The 22091-nt window shown below is 76.2% G+C and carries 15 protein-coding genes and 1 riboswitch; of the genes, 8 read left to right on the forward strand and 7 right to left on the reverse strand.

The annotated features are described in order from the left end of the window. Positions 1–6: 6 nt before the first annotated feature. On the reverse strand, positions 7–1677 hold the full coding sequence (locus tag ACIBK9_RS20600) for an AMP-binding protein (RefSeq protein WP_397160260.1): 1671 nt from the start codon (positions 1675–1677) through the stop codon (positions 7–9). Between the two features lie 214 nt (positions 1678–1891). Here ACIBK9_RS20600 and ACIBK9_RS20605 point away from each other — a divergent pair, with 214 nt between their 5' ends. Beyond that, positions 1892–5302 (forward strand): AfsR/SARP family transcriptional regulator, encoded by a 3411-nt coding sequence (locus ACIBK9_RS20605; protein ID WP_397160262.1) that lies wholly within the window; start codon positions 1892–1894, stop codon positions 5300–5302. Positions 5303–5343: 41 nt separating this feature from the next. Here the strand turns inward: ACIBK9_RS20605 and ACIBK9_RS20610 are convergent, their stop codons facing one another. Together ACIBK9_RS20610 and ACIBK9_RS20615 are read right to left on the reverse strand one after the other, a co-directional pair. Next, positions 5344–7794, reverse strand: a complete 2451-nt coding sequence (locus ACIBK9_RS20610; RefSeq protein WP_397160264.1) for an ATP-binding protein — start codon at positions 7792–7794, stop codon at positions 5344–5346. A 69-nt stretch (positions 7795–7863) separates the two neighbouring features. Then, a complete protein-coding gene (locus tag ACIBK9_RS20615) occupies positions 7864–8523 on the reverse strand; it encodes an AMP-binding protein (protein WP_358292645.1) in 660 nt (219 codons plus the stop codon). A gap of 166 nt (positions 8524–8689) precedes the next feature. Here ACIBK9_RS20615 and ACIBK9_RS20620 point away from each other — a divergent pair, with 166 nt between their 5' ends. The 4 genes from ACIBK9_RS20620 (at position 8690) to ACIBK9_RS20635 (ending at position 13879) form a co-directional block, all read left to right on the forward strand. Continuing rightward, on the forward strand, positions 8690–9754 hold the full coding sequence (locus tag ACIBK9_RS20620) for a trypsin-like serine peptidase (protein WP_397160266.1): 1065 nt from the start codon (positions 8690–8692) through the stop codon (positions 9752–9754). A gap of 125 nt (positions 9755–9879) precedes the next feature. Beyond that, a complete protein-coding gene (locus ACIBK9_RS20625) occupies positions 9880–11127 on the forward strand; it encodes a hypothetical protein (RefSeq protein WP_397160268.1) in 1248 nt (415 codons plus the stop codon). A gap of 4 nt (positions 11128–11131) precedes the next feature. Beyond that, positions 11132–12742: a carbamoyltransferase gene (locus ACIBK9_RS20630; protein ID WP_397160270.1), complete on the forward strand. Its 1611-nt coding sequence runs from the start codon at positions 11132–11134 to the stop codon at positions 12740–12742. Positions 12743–12817: 75 nt separating this feature from the next. After that, positions 12818–13879: a GNAT family N-acetyltransferase gene (locus ACIBK9_RS20635; RefSeq protein WP_397160272.1), complete on the forward strand. Its 1062-nt coding sequence runs from the start codon at positions 12818–12820 to the stop codon at positions 13877–13879. Positions 13880–13913: 34 nt separating this feature from the next. Here ACIBK9_RS20635 and ACIBK9_RS20640 read toward each other — a convergent pair whose 3' ends face one another. Then, a complete protein-coding gene (locus ACIBK9_RS20640) occupies positions 13914–14498 on the reverse strand; it encodes a carboxymuconolactone decarboxylase family protein (RefSeq protein WP_397160274.1) in 585 nt (194 codons plus the stop codon). Between the two features lie 212 nt (positions 14499–14710). Between ACIBK9_RS20640 and ACIBK9_RS20645 the strand changes: the two genes are divergently transcribed. Next, positions 14711–15928 carry a multidrug effflux MFS transporter gene (locus ACIBK9_RS20645; protein WP_358292625.1) on the forward strand — a complete coding sequence of 406 codons (1218 nt, stop codon included), beginning with the start codon at positions 14711–14713 and terminating at the stop codon, positions 15926–15928. A gap of 32 nt (positions 15929–15960) precedes the next feature. On the opposite strand, the gene ACIBK9_RS20650 is transcribed toward ACIBK9_RS20645, so the two are convergent. Next, positions 15961–16893, reverse strand: coding sequence for a MerR family transcriptional regulator (locus tag ACIBK9_RS20650; RefSeq protein ID WP_397160276.1), 933 nt, complete (start codon positions 16891–16893; stop codon positions 15961–15963). An 82-nt stretch (positions 16894–16975) separates the two neighbouring features. After that, a riboswitch (ZMP/ZTP riboswitch) is annotated at positions 16976–17062 on the forward strand. A gap of 22 nt (positions 17063–17084) precedes the next feature. Here ACIBK9_RS20650 and ACIBK9_RS20655 point away from each other — a divergent pair. Continuing rightward, a complete protein-coding gene (locus ACIBK9_RS20655; RefSeq protein ID WP_397160278.1) occupies positions 17085–18539 on the forward strand; it encodes a glycine hydroxymethyltransferase in 1455 nt (484 codons plus the stop codon). Positions 18540–18574: 35 nt separating this feature from the next. On the opposite strand, the gene ACIBK9_RS20660 is transcribed toward ACIBK9_RS20655, so the two are convergent. Next, complete coding sequence (locus ACIBK9_RS20660) at positions 18575–19078, reverse strand: NUDIX domain-containing protein (protein ID WP_397160280.1); 504 nt, start codon at positions 19076–19078, stop codon at positions 18575–18577. Between the two features lie 58 nt (positions 19079–19136). Further along, positions 19137–20468, reverse strand: coding sequence for a hypothetical protein (locus tag ACIBK9_RS20665; RefSeq protein WP_397160282.1), 1332 nt, complete (start codon positions 20466–20468; stop codon positions 19137–19139). 125 nt (positions 20469–20593) lie between these two features. Here ACIBK9_RS20665 and ACIBK9_RS20670 point away from each other — a divergent pair, with 125 nt between their 5' ends. After that, complete coding sequence (locus ACIBK9_RS20670; RefSeq protein ID WP_397160284.1) at positions 20594–22072, forward strand: hypothetical protein; 1479 nt, start codon at positions 20594–20596, stop codon at positions 22070–22072. Positions 22073–22091: the final 19 nt, after the last annotated feature.

Consider the following 22091-nt stretch of genomic DNA (forward strand, 5'->3'; position numbering starts at 1 on the left):
TCTCCTTCAGTTGGTGGTGTAGCGCCGGTGCGAACCGGCGCGGTCGACCTTGCCGCTGGTGGTGTAGGCCAGTTCGGGCACGACGGTGATCCGGCTGGGCACCAGGTGGCCCGGCACCCGGCCCCGCAGGTACTCCCGCACCTCGCCGGCCAGCCCGCCCTCGACGTCCCGGCCGGGCTGCGGGTCCTGGGCGTCCTGGACGGGTTTCGGGTGCTCGACGTCCCGGCGGGGCTGCGGGCGGGGGACGACGTAGGCGGCGAGGGTGGTGTGATCGGCGACCGTGACGCCCGCCACCGCGACCGCGCTCACGCCCGGATGGCCGGCGATGTGCGCCTCGACCTCGGCCGGGTCCACCCGGATGCCCCGGATCTTGAGCTCGTGGTCGAGCCGTCCCTCGTGGACGAGCGCCCCGCCGCCGGTCACGGTGACCCGGTCCCCGGTGCGGAAGAACCGCCCGCCGCCCGCCTCGGGGGTGACGAAGCGCGCGGCGGTCGCCTCCGGCAGGCCCAGGTAGCCCAGCGCCAGTGCCGGCCCGCCGACCAGCAACTCGTCCTCCGCACTCACCCGCTGCTCGACGTGCGCAAGCGCCCACCCGATCGGCACCCGCTCCCCCGCCCCCGGCGCCCGCTCCCCCGCCGTCGAGCCAGGCGGATCCGTCGGCGCCCGCTCACCCGCGACCCCGTCGGTCATCGGGCCGTGCAGGTCGATGGCGTGCGTGATGAGCGTGGTCTCCGTGCATCCGTAGGTGTTGAGCAGGCGGACGCCGCCGGTGTCCAGGGCCCGCCAGTCGGCCAGGCGCGACGGGCTGACGGCCTCGCCTCCGATGATCACCAGCCGGACGCACGGAGGCAGCGCGGCCTCTTCGTCGGCCAGGTGCCGTACCAGCTCGTGCCAGAACGCCGTGGGCAGGTCCAGCACGCTGATCCGCTCGTCGGCGACCGCGCGCAACATCCGGCGGAACGAGCCCGAGTGCGCGCCGTCGTGGAAGACCAGCGCCGCCCCGCCGGTCAGGGCGGGCAGGATCTCCTCCAGACAGGTGTCCCAGTTCAGCGAGGCGAACTGGAGCACCCGGTCGGCCGGGGTGATGCCGAACAGCTCGCGCAGTGCCCCCGTCACGACGGAGATCGCCCGCCTGGGCGTCACCACGGGCTTGGGCGCACCGGTCGAACCGGAGGTGAACAGGACGTACGCGGGCGCGTCCCCCGCGACGACCGGCGGCTCACCCGCCGCGCCGCCGTCGAGGCCGCCGCCGGGGTCGCCGCCGGAGTGGTCGGGGTCGTCGTCAGAGCTGCCGCCGAAGTCGCCGTGATCGGGCGGCTCGATCACCTGTACGCCGTCCGGGGCCCATGCGTCCGGCCCGGACGCGACCAGCGTGCGGCAGCCGGCCGCCGCCAGCATCGCCTGCCGGCGGGCCCGCGGGTGCGCCGGGTCGACGGGCACGTACGCGCCGCCCGCCGCCAGCGTGCCGAGCAGCGCGGCCACGGTCCCCGGCGTGCGGGACGTCAGCACGCCCACCGCCCCGGGACCGGGCCCGAGCCGCCGGGCAATGGCGCGGACCCAGACGGCCAGCTCGGCGTAGGTGACGGTGCGACCGTCGTGGACCAGGGCCGGACGGCCCGGATGGAGCCCGGCCGTGCGGGCGAACTCCTGGAGAACGTCGTGGTGCGGTTCGGACAACGCTGCCTCTTCCCCGGGGCGACGCGACGGGGCCGGCCGCGCGTCGGCGCGTCTGTCAGCCCGTGTCAAGCGAATGTGGAGCGAACCCAAGCGAGATCGCGTTCAGAGTGCAGCAGGGCGCTGCACGGGGGCTTGATGGCGTCAGGATTTCGGCTGTACTGCCTGTCATGTCTCCTGTATGGCGGCCTGCGACGTGGCAAAGGGGAAATGCGATATGTCAGACGAAACAGCACGGGCGGGTCTGGCGGACGTACTGAAGATCGGGCTCCTGGGGGCGGTGCGCGCCTGGCGGGGGCGCCAGGAGATCCCGCTCGGGCCGCCCCGGCAGCGCGCGGCGCTGGCCCTGCTCGCGCTGGACGCGGGCCGGCTCGTCTCGGTGAACCGGCTGATCGAGGGCCTGTGGGGCGAACGGCCTCCGGCCGGGGCGCGCAACCTGGTGCAGGGGTACGTCTCCCGGCTGCGTCCCCTCCTGGCCGCGGCCGGCGTCACCATCGCCTACCGCCCGCGCGGCTACCAGCTCGGCCTGGACCCCGGGCAGGTGGACGTGCACGAGTTCCGGACGGCGGTCACCCGGGCGCGCGCCGGCGAGACGGCCGAACGGCAGGCCACCGGGCTGCGCCGCGCCCTGACCCTGTGGCGCGGCGAGCCGCTGACCGGCGTCTCCGGCGGCGAGCTGCTGGACCGGCTGCGCGACGCGCTCGCCGAGGAACGCCTCGGCGCCGTCGAGGAGTGCCTGGACGCCGAGGTCCGGGCGGGCCGGGCGGCCGTGCTGGTGCCGGAGCTGATCGCGCTGGTCGCCGAGCACCCGTTCCGCGAGGGGCTGGTCGGCCTGCTCATGCTGGCGCTGTGCCGGGCCGGCCGCCGCGTGGACGCGCTGGAGCGGTACGAGCGCACCCGCCGCCGCCTCACCGAGGAGCTGGGCCTCGACCCCGGCCCCGAGCTGCGGCAACTGCACCAGCGCATCCTGCGCGGGAACGTTCCGCCGATCAGGCCGGCCGATTCCCGGGAAACGGTGACGCCCGCGCAACTGCCGCCCGGCCCCGGCCAGTTCACCGGCCGGACCGCCCAGCTCCGGCTGCTCGACCTGCTCACGCCCGGCGGCGACCCACCCACGAAAGACGGCGCCTCGCCCGCGAAGGACAGCGCCCCGCCCGTGACCGGCGGCAACGCGCTCGCGAGCGGCGACGACCCGCTCGCGACGGGCGGCGACCCGCTCGCGACCGGCCGCGACGCGCTCGCGGGCGGCGGCGACCCGGCCGCCGGCGGTACGGCGATCTCGGTGCTGACCGGCGCGGGCGGGTCCGGCAAGACGGCCCTGGCCCTGCACTGGGCCCACCGCAACCGCCACCGCTTCCCCGACGGCCAGCTCTACGTGGACCTGCGCGGCCACTCGGCCGAGCGGCCGCTGCTGCCGATCGAGGCGCTCGGCCGGTTCCTGCGCGGGCTGGGCCTGCCCGCCGAGCGCGTGCCCGGCACGGTGGAGGAGGCCAGCGCGGCCTACCGCAGCCTGCTGGCCGACCGGCGGGTGCTGGTGGTGCTGGACAACGCCGGCAGCGAGGAGCAGGTCCGCCCGCTGCTGCCGGGCGGACGCCGCTGCGCCACCGTGATCACCAGCAGGGACCGCCTGGACGGCCTGGTCGCCCGGGACGGCGCGATCCCCGTCCCGCTCGGCGTGTTGTCCACCGGCGAGGCGGTCACGCTGTTCGGCGGGATCCTCGGCGGCGAACGGCTGGCCGCCGAGCGGGACGCGGCGCTCGACCTGGCCAGGGCGTGCGGCCGGCTGCCGCTGGCGCTGCGCATCGCCGCCGCGGGCATCCTCGGCCGGCCGGGCGGGGACGCCGTCGGCGGCATCGCCGGTCAGGTGCGCCGGCTCACCGGCACCCGATTATCGGCTTTGGCGGTCACCGGAGATCCGCACGCGGCCGTGCGCGGCGCGTTCGACCTGTCCTATCACCGCCTGGATCCGGCGGCGCGGCGGCTGTTCCGGCTGCTGGCGCTCGTCCCCGGGCCCACGTTCACCGCGGGGGCGGCCGGGGCGCTGGCCGGGACCGTGTCCGCGGAGGCCGACCGGCTGCTGTCCGGGCTCGCCGCCGCGCACCTGGTCGAGGAGCCGGAGCCGGGCCGCTACACCTTCCACGACCTGATGCGGGAGTACGCCCGCGAACGCGTGCTGGCCGAGGAGTCCGCGCCGGGACGGGCCCGCGCCCTGGACGCGCTGATGGCCTGGTACCTGCGGATGGTCCGGGAGGCCGGCGACGTCGCCTACCCCCACCTGCTGCGCGCCCCCGCCGACGGCTCCGGCCGCCCGGCCGCCTTTCCCGCCGCCGCCGCCGCGCTGGCCTGGCTGGACGCCGAACGCGCCAACCTCGTCGCCGCCGTACGGAACGCCCCCGACCACCCGTACGCCTGGCGGCTCATCGACGCCATGAACGGCTACCTCGACCTGACCGGCGGCCAGCCCGGCTGGACGGACGTGCTGCGGGACGCCCGGCAGGCCGCCCGCGCGGCCGGCGACCACCTGGGCCAGGCGGCCGTCGGGCACTGCCTGGCCGCCACCCGCTGGCGGGCGGCCGAGCTGACCGAGGCGGTCGCGGAGCTGCGCGGGGCGTTCACGGCGGCCGAGCTGGCGGGCTGGCCGGAGGGGAAGCTCGCGGCGCTGGCCGCGCTCGGCGTGGTCCACCTCCAGCAGGGCAGGCTCGGCGCGGCCCGGCGGCTGCTGGCCCTGGCCGTGGACGGCTCGCGGCGCTCCTCGCGGGTGGGGGCCGCGCCGCTCGTCGACCTCGGGCTGGCGCTGACCCAGATGGGCCGACTCGACGCCGCCGAGGAGCGCCTGAGCGAGGCGGTGTCGCTCTGCCGCGACCGCGGGCTGCCGGCGACCGAGGCCGCCGCGCTGGCCAGCCTCGGCAACGTGCTCCGGCTGACCGGCCGGCTGGGCGAGGCCGTCCGGTGCCTGACGGCGGCGCGCGGGCTCGGCGCCGCGATCGGCGAACGGTCCCAGGCCGACCTGTGCAGGGAACTGGCCGACGTGCACCTGGACGCGGGCCGGCGGGCCGACGCGCTCGGCTACGCCGAGGAGGCGCTGCGGCGGGCGCTGGCGGTCGGCGATCCCAAGCTGGAGCTGGACGCCCTGCTCGGGCTCGGCCGGATCCGCTGCCAGACCGATCCCGGGGCCGCCGTCGGGCAGCTGAGCGCCGCGCTGGAGCGGGCCCGCGGCATCGGCGCCGCCGTGGGCCAGGCGGACGCGCTCGTGGGGCTGGCCGTGGCGCGTACCCGTCTGGACGAGCACGCGACCGCCATGCGCGACACGCTGGCGGGGCTGGCGCTGGCCAGGAAGGCGGGCGCGGTGCTGGTGCAGGGCGCGGCGCTGGCGGCGGGCGCGGAGGCGGCGCTGGCGGCCGGCGACCCGGGCCTGGCCATCTCCTACGCCGCCCGCGCGGCCCGCGTCCACGCCGGCAGCGGCTACAAGCTGGGCGAGGCGCGGGCCCTTCTGACGCTGGGACGCGCCCACCGCCGCACCGGCGACGAGCCGGCCGCCGAACGGTTCCGGGAACGGGCCGGCGACCTGTTCACCGCGGTCCTGGATCCGCCGCCGGCCCGGCCCGCCGAGGTGGCCGCGGGCCGATGACCGGCCCCGCCGCAGGCTCGCCGGGATCGGCCTCGGCGGGATCAGTGGAGGACGCCGTGCTCCGCGGCCCAGGCGGCGACCTGCGTGCGCGAGCCGAAGTTGAGCTTGAGCAGGATGTTGGCGACGTGCCGGGCGGCCGTGGCCGGGCTGATGAACAGCTCCTCGCCGATGGCCCGGTTGGACAGCCCCCGGCTGATCAGCACGACGATCTCCCGCTCGCGCGGCGTGAGCACCGACGCCGGGCCCGACGCAGCCCCCGCGCCACTGCCCGCCGCGGGCCGCGGCGCGCCCTGGGCCGGCCGCTCGCCCCGCAGGCCGTAGCGCAGGGCCTCCTCCTCCGTCATGCCGCCGCCCATCGTCCACCAGAGCTGGACCTGCCCCTCGCCGGCCTCCGCGCGGGCGCGGGCGAGCAGCGGCTCGGGCGTGGCGGACGTCCAGACGGGCAGCCCGAGCCGCTCCTCCATGGCCTTGGCCGCGGCCCAGAGGCGTACGGCGGTCTCCAGGTCGTGCTGCTTCTCGGCCAGGACGGCCAGCGCGACCAGCGCGGAGATGATCGGCAGGCGCTGCCCCATGGACCGGCTCAGCGTCACGCACCTGGCCAGCCGCGCCCTGGCCCGCTCCGCGTCGCCCTGGCGGGCCAGGACCGCGCCGAGCAGGCCGAGACTGGTGGCGAGGACGGGCTTGGCCGCCATCTCCTCGGCCAGCTCGGCGCACTCCTCCAGGTGGCGGCGGGCGCTGTCGAGGTCGCCGAGGAAGTCGGCGAAGCGGCCCAGCTCCAGGTGGGCCCGGGTGACCCCCCACAGGTGGCCGAAGCGGGAGTAGACCTCGATGGCCTCCTCGCCCCTGGTCAGCGACTCGCGCCGGAGGCCCTGGAAGGCGGCCACCCCGGACAGCAGCAGCCGCGCCGACGCCTCGATCAGGCCGTTGCCGACGCGCAGGGCCAGTTGCAGGGCCTCCTCGCCGCGCTCGGCGGCCAGCGCGAGATCGCCTTTGGTGCCTTCGTACATGCCGGCGATCACGAGGGTGAAGGCCAGCATGAAGTCGTCGCCGGTCGCCCGGCGCAGCTCAAGGGCGCGGGCGGCCGACTCGCCGCAGGCGGCGGCGTCCTGCTGCTCGTAGGCCAGGTTGGCGTGGTGGAGCAGGGCCTCGGCGGACAGGTCGCGGAGCGGGCGGGCGGCGGGCAGCGCGAGCAGGCTCTCGTACCAGCGGCGGCCCTCGGTCAGCTCGCCGAACCCGGCCCACAGCGGCATGTAGCCGCACGCGAGCCGCAGACCGGGCTCGGCCAGGCCGGACCGGACGGCCCAGGACAGGGCCTCGCGGGCGTTGCCCAGCAGGTCCTGGAGCGCGAGCAGCCGGGCGTAGCGCTGCGGCCAGGTCAGGCCGGGCGTGGCCCACACGTCGCGGCCGTGGTGGTGGGCGAGGTCGGCCAGGCCGTGGAGCAGCCGGTCGCGCAGCTGCCGGGTCTCGCCGGCCGACTCCAGCTTCCCGGCGGCGAACTGGCGGGCCGACTCCAGCAGCCGGTAGCACGAGCTGCCCTGGTCGAACAGCACGAGCGACTTGTCGACCAGGCCGCTGAGCACGTCGAGGACCTGGGCGGCGGCCAGGCTCGGCCCCGCGCAGACGGACTCGGCCAGGTCGAGGGTGAACGGCCCGCTGAACACCGCGAGCCGCCGGAAGAGCACCTGCTCCTGCGGGGAGAGCAGGTCGTGGCTCCATTCGAGGGTGGCCAGCAGGGTGCGCTGCCGGGCCGGCGCGGTGCGGCCGCTCGCCGTCAGCAGCTGGAACCGGTCGTTGACCCGGGCCGAGATCTGGCCGGGCGACATCGCGGCGGTCCTGGCCGCGGCCAGCTCCAGGGCCAGCGGCAGGCCGTCGAGGGCGTGGCAGAGCCGGGCGATGTCGCCGGCGTTGGCGCCGGTGACCGCGAGCCCCGACCCGGCCGACCGCGCCCGGTCGAGGAAGAGCTGCACGGACTCGACCCGCTCGACCTCCTCGGCCGCCTCCGCCGGGCCGGGCAGCGCCAGCGGCGGCACCCGCCACACCAGCTCGCCGGGGATCTTCAGCGGCTCCCGGCTGGTCACCAGCAGCCGCAGGTCCTCGCAGGAGGTCAGCAGCCGCTCGGCCAGCTCGGCGCACGCCTCGACCAGGTGCTCGCAGTTGTCCAGGACGAGCAGCGGCTTCTTGCCGCGCAGGAAGTCGACCAGCGTGTCGAGCAGCGGCCGCACGCCCTCCTCGTGCACGCCCAGCACCTTGGTGATCTCGTGGACCAGCAGGTCGGCCCTGGTCAGCCTGGACAGCTCGGCCAGCCAGACCCCGTCGGGGAAGGACGGGACCAGCCGGGCGGCGATCTGCAGCGCGCACCGGGTCTTGCCGGTGCCTCCGACGCCGCTGAGCGTCAGCAGCCTGACCTCACCGACCAGCCCGCACAACTCCTCCAGATCCCGTTCCCGCCCGATGAACCTGTCGGGCTCGGCGGGAAGGTTGTGTCTGAGCAACGTCACCATGATCCTCATGTGTCTGGACCCCAGGATTGGCACCCAGTGTGACACCGCCCTCACGAGCTGTCAGAGGTTTGCCCCAAGCGCGGGACCGGCGGCGCGGACCGGGACGACCCGCAGCCGCGCGTCGATCAGCAGGGTGACGTCGTGCTCGGTGATGATCCGGCGGCACTCGGCGGGGTCGGGCTCGTGCGCCGCGACCAGCCGCGCGCCCGCCCCGAGCACCATGTCGTAGGCCCGCAGGTCGGCCCCGGCGACCAGGACGACGTCGGCGGCGCCCACCTTGCGGGCGGTGGTGAGCCGGGCGGTGGGCTCGATCGGGCCGTCGGCGCCGAGCAGGCTGTCGAAGCCGGCCGTGCCGGGGACGCCGGTGAAGGAGTAGACCTGCCGGATGTCGGCCTCCTGGGCGATGGCGTCGGCGTCGTCCCGGTCGGTGATCATGATGCGGGCGCCGGTGGCGGCCGGTCCGCCGGGGATGGACACCACCACGCCGCCCGCGGCGAGCACGGCGTACCCGGCGACGGGCAGATGGCAACCGCCGCGCAGCAGCACGACCACCGGGTCGCCGGGGCGCAGGCCGCGCCGCCGCAGGCCCTGGGCGGCCTGGCGGGCGCGGACGGCGAGCGTGCCGTACGTGAGCGTGGCGCCGCTCGCGGCCTCGGCGACCGCCACCCGCGGGCCGAGAGCGGCCGCCCGCAGCAGGACCGTCTCCGTCCAACCAGTCATGGCCCCCAGGCTAGGAAGCCGGGCGGCCGGGCGGCATGGTCCAGAGTGTGTAACCGGGTGTGTAATCCGGCCGCGCCATACCCGATTCCGCATGGCTTGAGCCCGCGCGGGGGCGGCGCGCGTACCTCCTGACGGCAGATCCCGGTTCCGGTTTCGGAGGTACGTCATGCACCGCAGAGTCGCCCTGCTCGCCGTCGTCGCGCTCGCCGTGGCGGGCGCGCCGGTCCCCGCGCAGGCCGGGACCGCCCTGGACCGCGGCCCCGTGGGCTGGTCGGGGGCCGGTTCGTCGTCGCAGCGCAGGACCGTCATGGAGTACTGGACGCCGGAGCGCATGCGGGCGGCCAGGCCGCTCTCCGCGCCCACGCCGCGCCGCGGGACGTCCTCCGGCGGGCCGACGCAGGGCACGCCCTGGGCCACGCGCGGCGTCGCGGGCAGCCGCCGGATCACGACGTCCTCCTGGACCGGCTCCCGGACCGGCGCGGCGGCCTCCTCGCTCGCCGGGAGCACGGCGGCGGCGGCCCGCCGGGCGGCGCCCGCGCAGGACAGTCCGGGCCAGGCGTGGGCGGACGGGGGCGGCGTCGCCCGCACGGTCGGCCGGGTCTTCTTCACCACCGCCGAGGGGCGTACGGCCTCCTGCTCGGGCACCGCGGTGACCAGCGCCAACCAGAGCGTCGTGATGACCGCGGGCCACTGCGTCAAGATGAACGGCGCCGCCCACCGCAACTGGGTGTTCGTCCCCGGCTTCGACGACGGCCGCCGCCCGTTCGGCACGTGGGTGGCCACCCGGCTGCTGACCACCCAGCAGTGGAACACCAACGAGGACATCAACTTCGACGTCGCCGCCGCCGTGGTCGCGCCCTTACAGGGACGCACGCTCACCGACGTCGTCGGCGGCCAGGGGGTGGCCTTCAACCAGCCCACCGGACGGCAGATGTTCTCCTTCGGCTACCCGGCCGCCGCCCCCTTCGACGGCTCCGACCTGGTGTTCTGCAGCGGACGGGTGTTCAAGGACCCGGTCAGGACCCGCGACCAGGGGCTGCGCTGCGCGATGACCGGCGGGTCGAGCGGCGGACCGTGGTTCGAGGGGTTCGACACCTCCAGCGGCCTCGGCTGGCTGAACTCCGTCAACAGCTTCAAGTACGACTTCGCCCCCGACTTCATGTTCGGCCCCTTCTTCGGCAACGAGGCCATGGCCGTCTACCAGGCCGCACAACGCTCCGGCGCCGCCTGACCACCGCCGGCGTCCACTGATTGATCTGTTTTGGGCCCCCCGGCCGGTATTCCGGCCGCACGGCGGACGCTCTGACCCGGCGCACGAACGCCACCACGCCGTCAGGCGACCCACGGGGGACCACGTTGACCCAGACCAGTGCCGACGCCCATGCCGCCTCCCGCCTCCGGCCGGCGGCGGTGCTGCGGCTGCTGGCGGGGCGGGGCGCGTTCCGGGCCGGTACGCAGGTCGCCGCGGCGGCGCCGGCGGCCGTGTGGGACGGGGCGACGTTCGGCCACTACGCCACCGCGCTCGGGCTGTGCGGATGGCTGCTCCTGGTCGCGGACGCGCCGGAGAAGGCCGCGCTGAAGACGCTGGCGCGGGTCAGGCGGACCGGCCCTGCGGTGGCCAGGCTGACGGTGGCCATGTCCGCCGCGCCGGTCGCGGTGCTGCTGGCGGTGCTCGTTCCCGTGGCGGTGATCGCGCCGCTGTCGACGGCGGCCCTCTGTCTCGCGGCCGGGGCGTGGTCGGCCTGCACGGGCCTGCTGATGACGGTCTCCGGGCTGCACCGCGTACGCGGCCGGCCCGTGCTGGACACGATGGCCTTCGTGGCCAGCGGCGGCGTGGTGCTCGCCGTCACCGCCGCCACCCTGTGGACCGGCTGGCCGCCGCAGACGCACCTGCTGCTCGTCCTGGCCGGGACGGTCGCGGTGACCTGCGGGGCGCTGGCGGCGCTCCCCCGCGACTGGCTGCGCCCGCCTGCCGGTCATGGGCGGCGGGCGTTGCTGCGTCCCCTGTCGCGGGCCGCCTGGCTGCTGGGGGCGGCCGACCTGTGCGACGCGCTCTGCTTCGCGGTCGTGTACCTGGTGCTCGGCGCCTCGGGGCGGGCGGGGCAGAGCGGCGTGCTGTATCTCGCGCTGCTGCCGGCGGTCGCGGTCTGCCAGCTCGTCATCTACCTGCTGCGGGTCGCGCAGCCGGCGACCTCGCGGCGGCTGCGCGGGCTCGCCGGACGGGCCGGGCGTGCGCGGGCGGCACATCTCCTGGGCCGGGCCGGGTGGGCGGGAGGCGCCGTCGCCGTCGCCTGCGCGGCCCTGCTCCGGTGGGCTCCGGACGGGCTCGCGGCGTCGCCGGTGGTCCTGGCCGGGCTGGTCCTCGTCGTGCCGGCGCTGTTCCTGACCGTGATGTACGCGGCCTACCTGGTGGAGAACACGAACAACGACGTGCTCGCCGTGACGTCGGCGGGCGCGTTCGCCGGGCTGGTGGCCACCGCCTCGCTGGCGGTCGTCGTCGTGCCGTGGTCGGGGGCGGCCGGGGGCCTGGTGGCGCTGGCCCTCGGGGTGCCCGTGAAGGCCCATGTGATGCGCCGGATGCTGATCTCGCGGAACTCGGAGTGACGACATGTACGTGATGGGCATCTCCCGGGCGCACGACTCCGCGGCGGCGCTGGTGCGCGACGGCGAGATCGTGGCGTTCGCCGAGGAGGAGCGGCTCACCCGCGTCCGGCACGACGGCCGGTTCCCCCGCCGGGCGGTCGCCTACTGCCTGGAACAGGCGGGGATCGGGCTGGACGAGGTGGACCACGTGGCCTTCCACGGGCAGCGGACGGGCTCCCCGCCCGGCTGGGAGGTCAGGGAGGCCGCCGGGCACACCGGCCCGGCCGGGTTCGGGGTGCACCAGGTGGAACACCACCGCGCGTACGCGGCCGGCGCCTTCCACGTGAGCCCGTTCGACTCCGCCGCCGTGCTCACGATGGACGGGACCGGCACCTGCCTGGCCGTCGCCGACGGGGACCGGATCAGGCACCTGCGGCACGTCGGTCAGCCCCACTCGCTGGGCGCCCTGTACGCGGCGGTCACCGGCTACCTCGGCTTCCGTCCCGGCCTGGACGAGGACAAGGTGATGGCGCTGGCGGCCTACGGCGGCGACACCTACGTCCAGCCCTTCGCCGACCTGCTGCGCCTGACCCCGTACGGCGGCCACGAGCTGGACCTGAGCTGGTTCGAGCCGCACGCGGGCGGCGGGCGGCACACCGTCTCGGCGAGGTTCCTCGACGCCTTCGGCCCGCCGCCCCCGCCCGCCGGGAAGATGCTCACCCAGCACGCCGTGGACGTCGCCTTCGCGCTCCAGGCCACCCTTGAGCGGGCCGGGCTGCACCTGGCCCGATGGCTGCGCGAGACGACCGGGGCGACCCGGCTCGCGGTGGCCGGCGAGACCGCGATGAACCCCATGCTGAACGGCCGCCTGCTGGCCGAGTCCGGCTTCGAGGAGCTGTTCGCCCAGCCCGCCGCCGCCTCGCTCGGCGCGGCGCTGGAGGTGAGCGTCGGCCGGTACGGCCGGCCCCGCCCGGCGGGCGGTCACGTGTTCGCCGGGCCCGGCTTCACCGAGGAGCGCATGGAGAAGGCGCTGCGCGACGCGGGCGTGGACTACCGGCGGCCGGACGACATCGCCGGGCACGCCGCCGCCCGCATCGCCGACGGCCTGATCGTGGGCTGGTTCCAGGGCCGGACGGAGTGCGGGCCGCGCGGCCTGGGCAACCGCTCGCTGCTGGCCGACCCGCGCGACCCCACGTCCGCCGCGCGCATGAACGAACGGGTCAGGCGCCGGGAGCCGTTCCTGCCGCTCGCGCCGTCGTGCCTGGCCGAGCGGTCCGCGGACTACTTCGCCGGGGGGCATCCCTCGCCGGTCATGCTGCTCGGGTTCGACGTGCTGGACCACCGCCGCGGCGAGGTGCCCGCGATCACGCACGTGGACGGCAGCGCCCGCGTGCAGACGGTGAGCCGGGCCGCCAACCCGCTCTTCCACTCCCTGATCACCCGCTTCGAGGCGCTGACCGGCGTGCCGATGCTGGCCGGCGCCTCCTTCCGGGACGACGACGAGCCGATCGTGTGCACGCCCGAGGACGCCGTCGCCTGCTATCTCAGGACCGGCGCGGACGCGCTGGCCCTCGGCCCGTTCTGGGCCCGCAAACGCCGGACGGACGACCGGGCCGGCCGGGAGGCGGACCGATGAGCGGCGCGAGGTCCCTGCGGCCGCACCCGCCCCGGCCCGTCCTGTGGCGGGTGCTGACCGCAGGGCGGGCGGGCGATGTACAGCGTTGAGGTGGCGGCCTCCATCGGCGAGGTCGGGGCCGGGGAGTGGGACGCGCTCGCCGACGGCGTGCCGTTCGTGCGGCATCACTGGCTGGCCCTGGCCGAACGCGTCCTGTCCGGGCACCGGCCGCGCTACCTGCTGGTCCGCAAGGACGGCGGGCTCGTGGCCGCGGCGGTGTGCGCGCTGGAGCACCGGCTGCACAACCCGGTGCTGGAGTCCCGGTTCGGGCGGCTGACCAGGAGGTGGCCGTTCCTCCAGGTCCAGGCGCCGATGACGGCGACGTCCGGGCTGCTGGGCGGTGAGGGGCCGCAGCGGCGGGTGCTGCTGCGGGCGGTGCGGTCGCTGGTCAGGCGCGAGCGGCTGCTGTTCTGCGTCGTCGACCACCTGCCGTACGCCGCCGGGCAGCCGGGCTACAGCCGCCTGGGCTGGTTGCCGGAGACGCTGCTGGACCTGACGTGGCCGTCGTACGAGGCGTACCTGGACCATCTGCCACGCAAGAGGCGGGCCGAGATCCGGCGCACGCAGCGCCGGGCCGCGCGGGAGGGCATCGAGGTCCGGCCGCTGACGGCCGGGCCGGGCGGGGAGCCGGACCGGCTGCTGGACCGGCTGGGCCCGATGGTGGCCGCGGTGGACCTCCGCCACGGGCCGCACGTCTTCTACCGGCCGGGCCTGTTCACCGAGGCCGCCGGCGCCCTGGGCGCGGACCTGACCGTCCTGGCCGCCCGCCGCGACGGCGCGCCGGCCGGCTGCGTCGCCCTGCTGCGCGACGGCGACGAGCTGGTCGCCCGGTGGATCGGACGCGACTACGCCCTCACCGAGGGCACCGCCGTCTACCACGCGCTGCTCACGGCGTGCGTACGGGCCGCCGTCGGCTCGGGCGCGCGCAGGCTGCGGCTCGGCGGCGCGGCGTACGAGACGAAGAAGCAGTTCGGGGTGCGGCTGGAGCCGCGCAGCCGGTTGTTCGCCGCCCGCAGCGCGATGGTCACCCGGCTCGTCGGCGGGCTGGGCCACCGCCTCGACCCGCCGCAGCTCCCGTCCCCGCCATCCAGCACGTGACCCGGGAAGGACGAGGGCCGGTGCGCGCCGCCGTTCAGCGCTCGCGGCGCTCCGGGGGGAGCTCGCCCGCGAAGACGCGTAGCTGGAGGGCCAGCGTGGCGTAGTAGCCGACCAGGGTGGTCAGCTCGAACAGGCCGCGCTCGCCGAGCGCCGCCGTGACCGCCCGGTAGTCCTCCTCGGCCAGCGTCCCCGTCCGGGTCAGCTCGCGGGCGGCGAGGACGGCGGCGCGTTCGGCCGGGTCGGCCAGGCCGGGCGGACGTCCCTCGCGCACCGCGGTCAGCTCGGTCTCGGTCAGGCCGCAGGACCGGCCCACCGCCTCGTGCGCGTCGCGTTCGGTGTCGCTGCCCCAGTGGGCGGCGACCACGAGGATCGCCAGCTCCCTGGCCCGGTCCGGCAGCACCGAGCCGTAGCGCACCGCCGCGCCCAGCGCCTGGAGCGCGCCGCCGACCGGCGGGCTCAGCAGCATGGCGTTGAACGGGCCGCGCAGCCGTCCCCGCTCGTCGGCGAGGGGGAAGAGCTGAGGGCCCGCCGCCCGGGGGCCGCCGGTGATGGCGCGGTAGACCTCGGTCTGGGCGTCGTCCAGGTCTTCCGGGGGAAGGGCGGGCAGCCGGGCGGTCATGCGGTGCTCCTGTCTCGGCGACGCGGGCCACCCGGGCTCCGCCGGCGGGTGGACCTGCGGTGACGTCTCGCGCTCGGGTGCCGCTGGCGCGGTTAGCCGTGGCCGGATCACGGAACATCCTAGGTCTCTAGCCGCGCGGCCGTCTTGGAGATCATGACCATGGAGTTCGCCACTCCCCACCGCCACCGTCACCGCCCGCCGGGGCGTGTCTCGTGACCAGGACCGGGGTGTCCGGGCCGCTGCTGGTCGTGCTCGGCCTGCTGTCGGCGGTGGCGCCGCTGGCCACCGACATGTACCTGCCCGTGTTCACCGACCTGGCGGCCGACCTGGGGACGGGCGCGGCCGGCGTGCAGCTCACGCTGACCGCGTTCCTCACCGGGCTGGCGCTGGGGCAGCTCGTCATCGGGCCGCTGTCCGACCGGTTCGGCCGCCGCCGGCCGATCCTGCTGGCCACCGCCGCGGCCCTGGCCGCCTGCGTCCTGTGCGCGCTGGCGCCGGACATCCGGACGCTCGTCGCCCTGCGTTTCGTGCACGGGTTCGCCGGGTCGGCGGGCATCGTCATCGGCCGCGCGGTGGCGGCCGACCTGACGTCCGGCCGGGCGGCGGCGCGGATCTTCTCGCTGCTGGCCTCGGTGGTCGGCGTCGCGCCCGTCGTGGCCCCGCTGATCGGCGGCGCGCTGTCGCCCGCCGGGTGGCGCGCGGAGTTCTGGGTGATGGCCGGGATCTCGGCGGTGATGCTGCTCGGTTCGGCGCTCGTCGTGCCCGAGACGCTGCCGCCCGGACGCCGGCACGCGGGCGGCCTGGCCGCCACCGGGCGGACCGTGCGGCGGCTGTTCGCCGACCGGGGCTATCTCGGTTACGCCTTCTCCTTCGCGTTCGGCTTCGCGGGGCTGATGGGGTACATCTCGGCCTCGCCCTTCGTCGTGCAGAACGTCCTGGGCCTGTCCACCCCCGCCTACACCGTGACGTTCGCGGCCAACGCGCTGGGCATGACGCTGACCGGCCTGGCCGCGGCGCGCCTGGTGCGCCGGTTCAGCCCGGAGGGGCTGCTGCGGACCGGGCAGGGGGTCGTGCTGGGGCTGTCGGCCGTGCTGCTGGTGCTGCTGGGGGCGGGGGTGGCCGCGGTGGTGGTGCTGCCGGTGCTGTTCGCGCTGGTCAGCTCGTTCACGCTGATCATGGGGAACGCGGCGGCGCTGACGGTGGGGCGGGCGCCGTACGCGACCGGCACGGCGGCGGCCGTGATGGGCGCGTTGCAGTTCGCGCTCGGGGCGCTGGTCTCGCCGCTGGTCGGCCTGGGCGGCGCGGACACCGGGCTGCCGATGGGCGTCACGCTGGTCGTCAGCGCGCTGCTCGGCATCGGCGCCCGCCTGCTGACCCGGGGCCTGCCCGAGACCGGCCCCACCACCGCCGAGGCCCCCGCCCGCGGCTGAGCCCCGTCCGGTGGTGTCTTCCGGGCCTGGGTTCAGGGGGCCGGGTGGGTGCGCAGGGCCGTGTCGAGCCAGTCGAAGGCCGGGGCCGACGGGGCCGGGGGCGGCCAGGCGTTGATCACGGCGAGCAGGCGGAGGTAGCGCTCCCTGCGGGGGTCGTTCGCCGCCGTCAGCCTGGCCAGCAGTCGCAGCCGGAGGCCGGCGTCGTCGGGACGGCCCAGGAGGCGTGCGTACTCGCCGGCGACCGCCGCCACGACCGGCGCGGACTCGGGCGCGGCGGGATCCACGCCCACCGCCAGCGCCTTCCCCGCCGCCCACACGCCCACCGACACGGCGTCCCGCGGCACCCCTTCCCCATGGCCCGCGGCATGGTCGGTGGCGTGGTCGGTGGTCAGGTCGTGCAGCCTCGCGCGGAAGGACGGGTCCGCCATCAGTTCGGCCAGTTCCAGCCACGCCTCCACCTGCTCCGGCTCGGCGTCGTCCGGCAGTTCGGGGGTCAGCGAGACCCGCATCCCCGCCAGTCCCGGCCCGGCGTCCGGGACGGCGGCGTCCAGGAAGTCGCCGACCAGGCGGCGGCGTTCGTCCTCCGACAGTCCTGCGAGTCTGTGCATGAGCTCCATCTCCTCGGGCCCCGAGCCGCGCCGGGCCACCGCCGTCAGCACCGCGCGCCGCATCCGCAGCGTGCGGATCCGCACCGCCAGGGCCTCGGCGTGCGCCGCCGCGACCTGCGCGAGCGTCAGCTCCCGATCCACGACCTTGCGGACCGTGACCAGGTCGACTCCGAGGTCGCGCAGCGTGCGGACGAGGTCGAGGCGGGCCGCGGCGGCGGCGTCGTAGAGGCGGTAGCCGGCCGGGCTGCGTTCCACCGGCGGCACGATCCCGCGGTCGGAGTAGAACCTGATGGTCCTGACCGGCAGTCCGGTCCGCCGCGCCAGGTCGCCGATCGTGTAGAGGGTGCCGCCGTCCATGGCTCCACCTTGGCGTCTCCCCCTGGTGGAGACTCAAGCGCCTCCCTCGTCGCGCGGCTCCGGCCGATGACCGTGGTGTCAAGCCTCGGATCGTGACCGGCGTGATCGTAAGGTGGGACTGACCACCGGGGAGCGGTCCTGGACGTCGCCGCGCGCCTGGGTGCCCTCACTTCGACGGCTCGGGAGAAGTCATGGCTGAAGAGCACCCCCATTCCTACGGCGCCCACGACGCGGCCACCGTGTCGGCCGCCTACCGCAACGCGCTCGACGTGATCGCCGCCGTGGAGCCCGGCGTGGCCGGCGCGATCCGCGCCGAGCTGGCCGACCAGCGCGCCTCGCTGAAGCTCATCGCGAGCGAGAACTACGCCTCCCCGGCCGTCCTGCTCACGATGGGCACGTGGCTGTCCGACAAGTACGCGGAAGGCACGATCGGCCACCGCTTCTACGCCGGTTGCCAGAACATCGACACCGTCGAGCAGCTGGCGGCCGACCACGCCAAGGCCCTGTTCGGCGCCGAGCACGCCTACGTCCAGCCCCATTCGGGCATCGACGCCAACCTGGTGGCGTTCTGGGGCATTCTGGCCCACCGGGTCGAGGCCCCGGCCCTGGCCGCCGCCGGCGCGCGGCACGTCAACGACCTGTCGGAGGACGACTGGGAGACCCTGCGCAAGGCCCTGGGCGACCAGCGGGCCCTCGGCATGTCGCTGGACGCGGGCGGTCACCTGACCCACGGCTTCCGTCCCAACATCTCGGGCAAGATGTTCCACCAGCGCTCCTACGGCACCGACCCGGAGAGCGGCCTGCTCGACTACGACGCGCTGCGCGCGACCGCCCGCGAGTTCCGCCCGCTGGTGCTGATCGCCGGGTACTCGGCCTACCCGCGGCGCATCGACTTCGCCCGCATGCGGGAGATCGCCGACGAGGTGGGCGCGGTCCTGATGGTGGACATGGCGCACTTCGCCGGGCTGGTCGCGGGCAAGGTGTTCACCGGCGTGCACGACCCGGTGCCGTACGCGCACGTCACGACGACCACCACGCACAAGTCGCTGCGCGGGCCGCGCGGCGGCCTGGTGCTGTGCCAACGGGAGTACGCCGACTCGATCGACCGGGGCTGCCCGATGGTGCTGGGCGGCCCGCTCGGCAACGTGATGGCGGCCAAGGCCGTCGCCCTGGCCGAGGCGCGGCAGTCCGAGTTCGCCGACTACGCGCGGGCGGTGGCCGGCAACGCGGTCGCCTTGGCCGAGGGCCTGGCGCGGCGCGGCGTACGGCTGGTCACCGGCGGCACCGACAACCACCTGGTGCTGCTCGACGTGTCCACGTACGGGCTGACCGGCCGGCAGGCGGAGTCGGCGCTGCTCGACGCCGGGATCGTCACCAACCGCAACGCGATCCCGCGCGACCCCAACGGTGCCTGGTACACCTCGGGCATCCGGGTCGGCACCCCGGCGCTCACCTCGCGCGGGTTCGGCACGCCGGAGTTCGACCAGGTCGCCGAGCTGATCGTCGGCGTGCTGACCGACACCACGCCGTCGGCCACCTCCAAGGCGAAGTACGACCTGCCGCAGAGCACCGCCGAGAAGACCCGCGCCGCGGCGGCCGAGCTGCTGGCCGCCCACCCGCTCTACCCGGGCCTCGACCTGGGCTGACCCACCGGCCGCCCACCCCGCTCACTCCGGCCCGCTCACTCCTGGCCGCGACGGGCCCGTCCCGCGAAGTAGGCGGCCGCCGCCCGGGTGTGGGCGGGGAACGCCAGCTCGGCGGGCCCGTCGATGACCAGCCACTCGCTCGTCTCGTCCGTGGCCTCCATCGGCGGCAGCGCGGACGCGGTGACGCGCGGGCCGAGCCCGAAGATCAGCACGGTTCCGTCCGGGGCGCTGACCACGTCGAAGAGCGTGACGTCGGCGGCCTCGGCCACCACGCCCGTCTCCTCGCGCAGCTCGCGCACGGCCGCCTGCTGCCAGGACTCCCCCAGGTCGATGAACCCGCCGGGGAGGGCGAGCCGACCGCGGCGCGGCTCGACGTCCCGGCGTACGACGAGCAGGCCGTCGTCGACGGGCAGCAGCGTCACCGCGACCGGCAGCGGGTTGAGGTAGCTGGTGTTCCCGCAGGCCGCGCAGGTGCGGGGCCAGGGCTGGCCGGGGGCGAAGGCGGCGCCGCAGAAGGAGCAGTACGCGTTCCTGATCACGCCGCGATCCTAGAGCCCGGCCCGGCGACCGGGCCGGCTGGACGACGGTGCCATGGGGTCAGCCCGCGACCGAGCGGTCCGCGCGGCTGACCAGGGGATTGCCGCGGTGGGGTTGCCAGGCGGCGCGCAGGCCGCGCAGCTCCTCCCGGACCCGGGCCGAGGAGATCAGCCGGATGTCGTCGCTCAGGTCGAGGACGGTGGCCGCCGCCTGGTCCACCTCCCCCGCGCGGAGAAGGGAGTGGGCGGCCCGCAGCCCGATCAGGGCACGGGTGCGCAGCTCGACCGGCCGTCTGCCCCGCATGGACGCGGCGAAGTGGCGGGCGGCGGTGGCGTGGTCGCCGAGCTGGGTGAGGGTCAGGCCGATCTGGTGCTCCAGGGACTCGCGCCGGTAGTTGCCCGTCCACTCCGACTCGGGGACGGAGTCGGCGCGTTCGAGCTGGGTCTCGGTACGGCTGAGCAGGCTGAGCGCGTCCCAGCGGGTGCCGGCGGCGGCGTGGGTCTCGGCGCGCATGCCGGTGATCCACGCCTGGGTGCGGGCGGGACCGTGCCCGGCCAGCGCGGACGCGGCAGCCTCGGCCAGGGCCAGCGCCTCGCCGTCGTGGCCCAGCTCGGCGGCCTGGACGGCCATGCTGCGCAGGGCGGTGGCGCGCAGCAGCAGGTCGGCGGCCTCGTCGGCGAGACGCACGCTGCTGATGTAGTAGCGCTGGGCCAGGGCGTGGGCGCCGGCGTCCATGGCCATGTAGGCGGCCAGGTAGCTCAGCTCGGCGGCGGCGGCGAACAGGTCGGGCCTGCGGCGGCCGGTCGTGCCGTGCAGCAGGGGCGTGACCTCGCGGGACAGGTAGGCGGCGACCGCGGCGCGGGCGTGGCCGCCGCCGTAGCGGTCGTCCAGGTCGGCGAAGGCGCGGGTGGTGGCGCGGATCCGTTCGACGTCGCCCGCGCCGGCCCGGCGGGCCGCCGCGCGGCCGCCCGCCCGCCGCGCGGCCAGGACCGATAAGCCCGATAAGCCGGACAACGCGGCCAGGGTGAACGTGCGCCGATTGAGCAGGTCGTCCTCGCCCAGCACGGCGAGCCGGGCGACCGGGTCGCCGCGCCAGGGATCGTCGGCGGACGGCGACCCGCCCGGCTCCGGCCAGCCCAGATGCGCCGGGCGCAGGCCGGGCCGGCCCAGGCGGCGGCGGAACGCCTCGACCGCCGCGCGCACCGCCTCGGGGCGCGGGATGGTGCCGGTCAGCCAGTGGCCGACCGCCGAGCGGTCGTAGTGCACGCGCTCGCCACTCTCGGCGGCGACGGCGTTGACGTGCCGCGCGGTGGCCGCGTGGGTCCAGCCCGCCTGCTCGATCAACGCCGCCAGCGCCCGGTTGACGACTGGGTGGGTACGGCGGGGCGGCATCTCATCTTCACATCGCTTCACATCACTGTGGCCTCGACGGTGCGCCGGACGTGGCTCACCGTCAAGAGTGCGGGCCGTGCCCCTCGCGGGACGGCCCCGTACGGAGGACGGCGAGGGAGGGGCTGATGGACGGGCTGCACGGCGCGGGCCGGCACGAGACCGGCCTGGAGGAGGCGGCGCAGGAGGAGCTGACGGCCGCGCTGGCGGGCCGCCCGCTGGTCTGCGTCGAACGGTTCAGCACCGCGCTGCGCACCGGCTACACCGGCCCGGCCCCGGTCGAGGTGCTGCGCCCGGCGCTGAGCATCGGCTGCTACCCGGCGTGGGACCCGGCGCTGCCCGGCATGGTCGTCGCCGCCGAGGAGCGCACCAGGACCCGGTCGGTCGCCGAGCGGCACGCCTGGCTGCCCCGCGTCCGGCACGAGGCCGCCCGGCACCTGCTCAAGCTGGACCGTCCGCCGGTCGTCTTCACCTGGTACGACAACGCCCGCCTGCGCGAGCTGGCCGGCCCCGGCGGGGTGGTCGCGGCCATCGACGCCGACGTGCGGGCCGCGATCGAGGCCAAGCACCTGCTGGACGACCTGCTGCGGGCGGCCGGCGTGCCGGCGGTGGCCCGCGTCCCCTGCGTGCACGTCGAGCGGCTGCCCGGACTGGCCGAGCTGCGGCGCGCGGTCGGCACCGAGCGGGTCGTGGTGCAGGCGGGCCGGCGGGCGGACCGGCACGGCACCGTGGTCGTCGCGGGCGAGGAGGACATGCCGCGCGCGGCCCGGCTGCTCGGGCCGTACCGGGTGGCGGCGTACGTGCCGGGCTGGCCGTGCACGATCGCGGTGCTCAGCGTGCCCGACCGCGACGGCGGCGTCCGGGTGTACGCCGACCGCCCCGCCCACACCTCGGCCGGGATCGCCGAGCTGGGCGCCGGGCCGATGCGCAGCACGGGCGACGACTGGTCGCGCCCCTGGCCGACGCCCGCCGCCGCGCTGCTCATCGAGTGCGCCGAGCGCATCGCGTCCTGGGCCTGGCGCAGGTACGGCGCGGCCGGCCTGTTCAGCGTGGAGGCCATCCTCACCCCGGGCGAACGGGTCCACCTGACGGCGATCAAGTGGCGGCACCAGGAGGGCACCGAGGTGGCGTCGGTCAACCAGCAGGCCGCCGGGCTGCCCCCGTTCGTGCTGGCCCACCTGTCGGTGATGCTCGGCGGGCCGGTGACCTGGCTGGGGGACGCGCAGGAGTTCAACCAGCGCACGCTGCTGCGCTCGGCCCGGCCGGGCGGGCCGTTCCACGTCCGGGTCCGCCTGGCCCGCGACACCCCCGTACGCGTGTCGGCCGCCCACGGCCCCGGCGTCTACCGTCTGGACCGGTCGGGGAGCCTGCGGTGGGTGCGGCGGGGGGCGCACCCGTCGCAGGCGCGGGCGAGCCAGGGCGAGTTCCTGCTGGCCAACCTGCCCGAGCCGGACGTCGTCTGCCATCCGGGGGCCCACCTCGCCACCGTCGAGGGCGTCGCCGAGGACGGGGCGCACCCGTTCGACGGCCCGGACACCGCCTCCTTGGCCACCCGGCGGATCGTCGCGGCCGTCGAGGAGCTGTTCGACGAGGTCAAGGAGCTCTGATCGGCACGTTGCGACAGGG

Origin of the sequence: Nonomuraea sp. NPDC050227, from assembly GCF_044459705.1 — a bacterium.
GTDB lineage: Bacteria > Actinomycetota > Actinomycetes > Streptosporangiales > Streptosporangiaceae > Nonomuraea.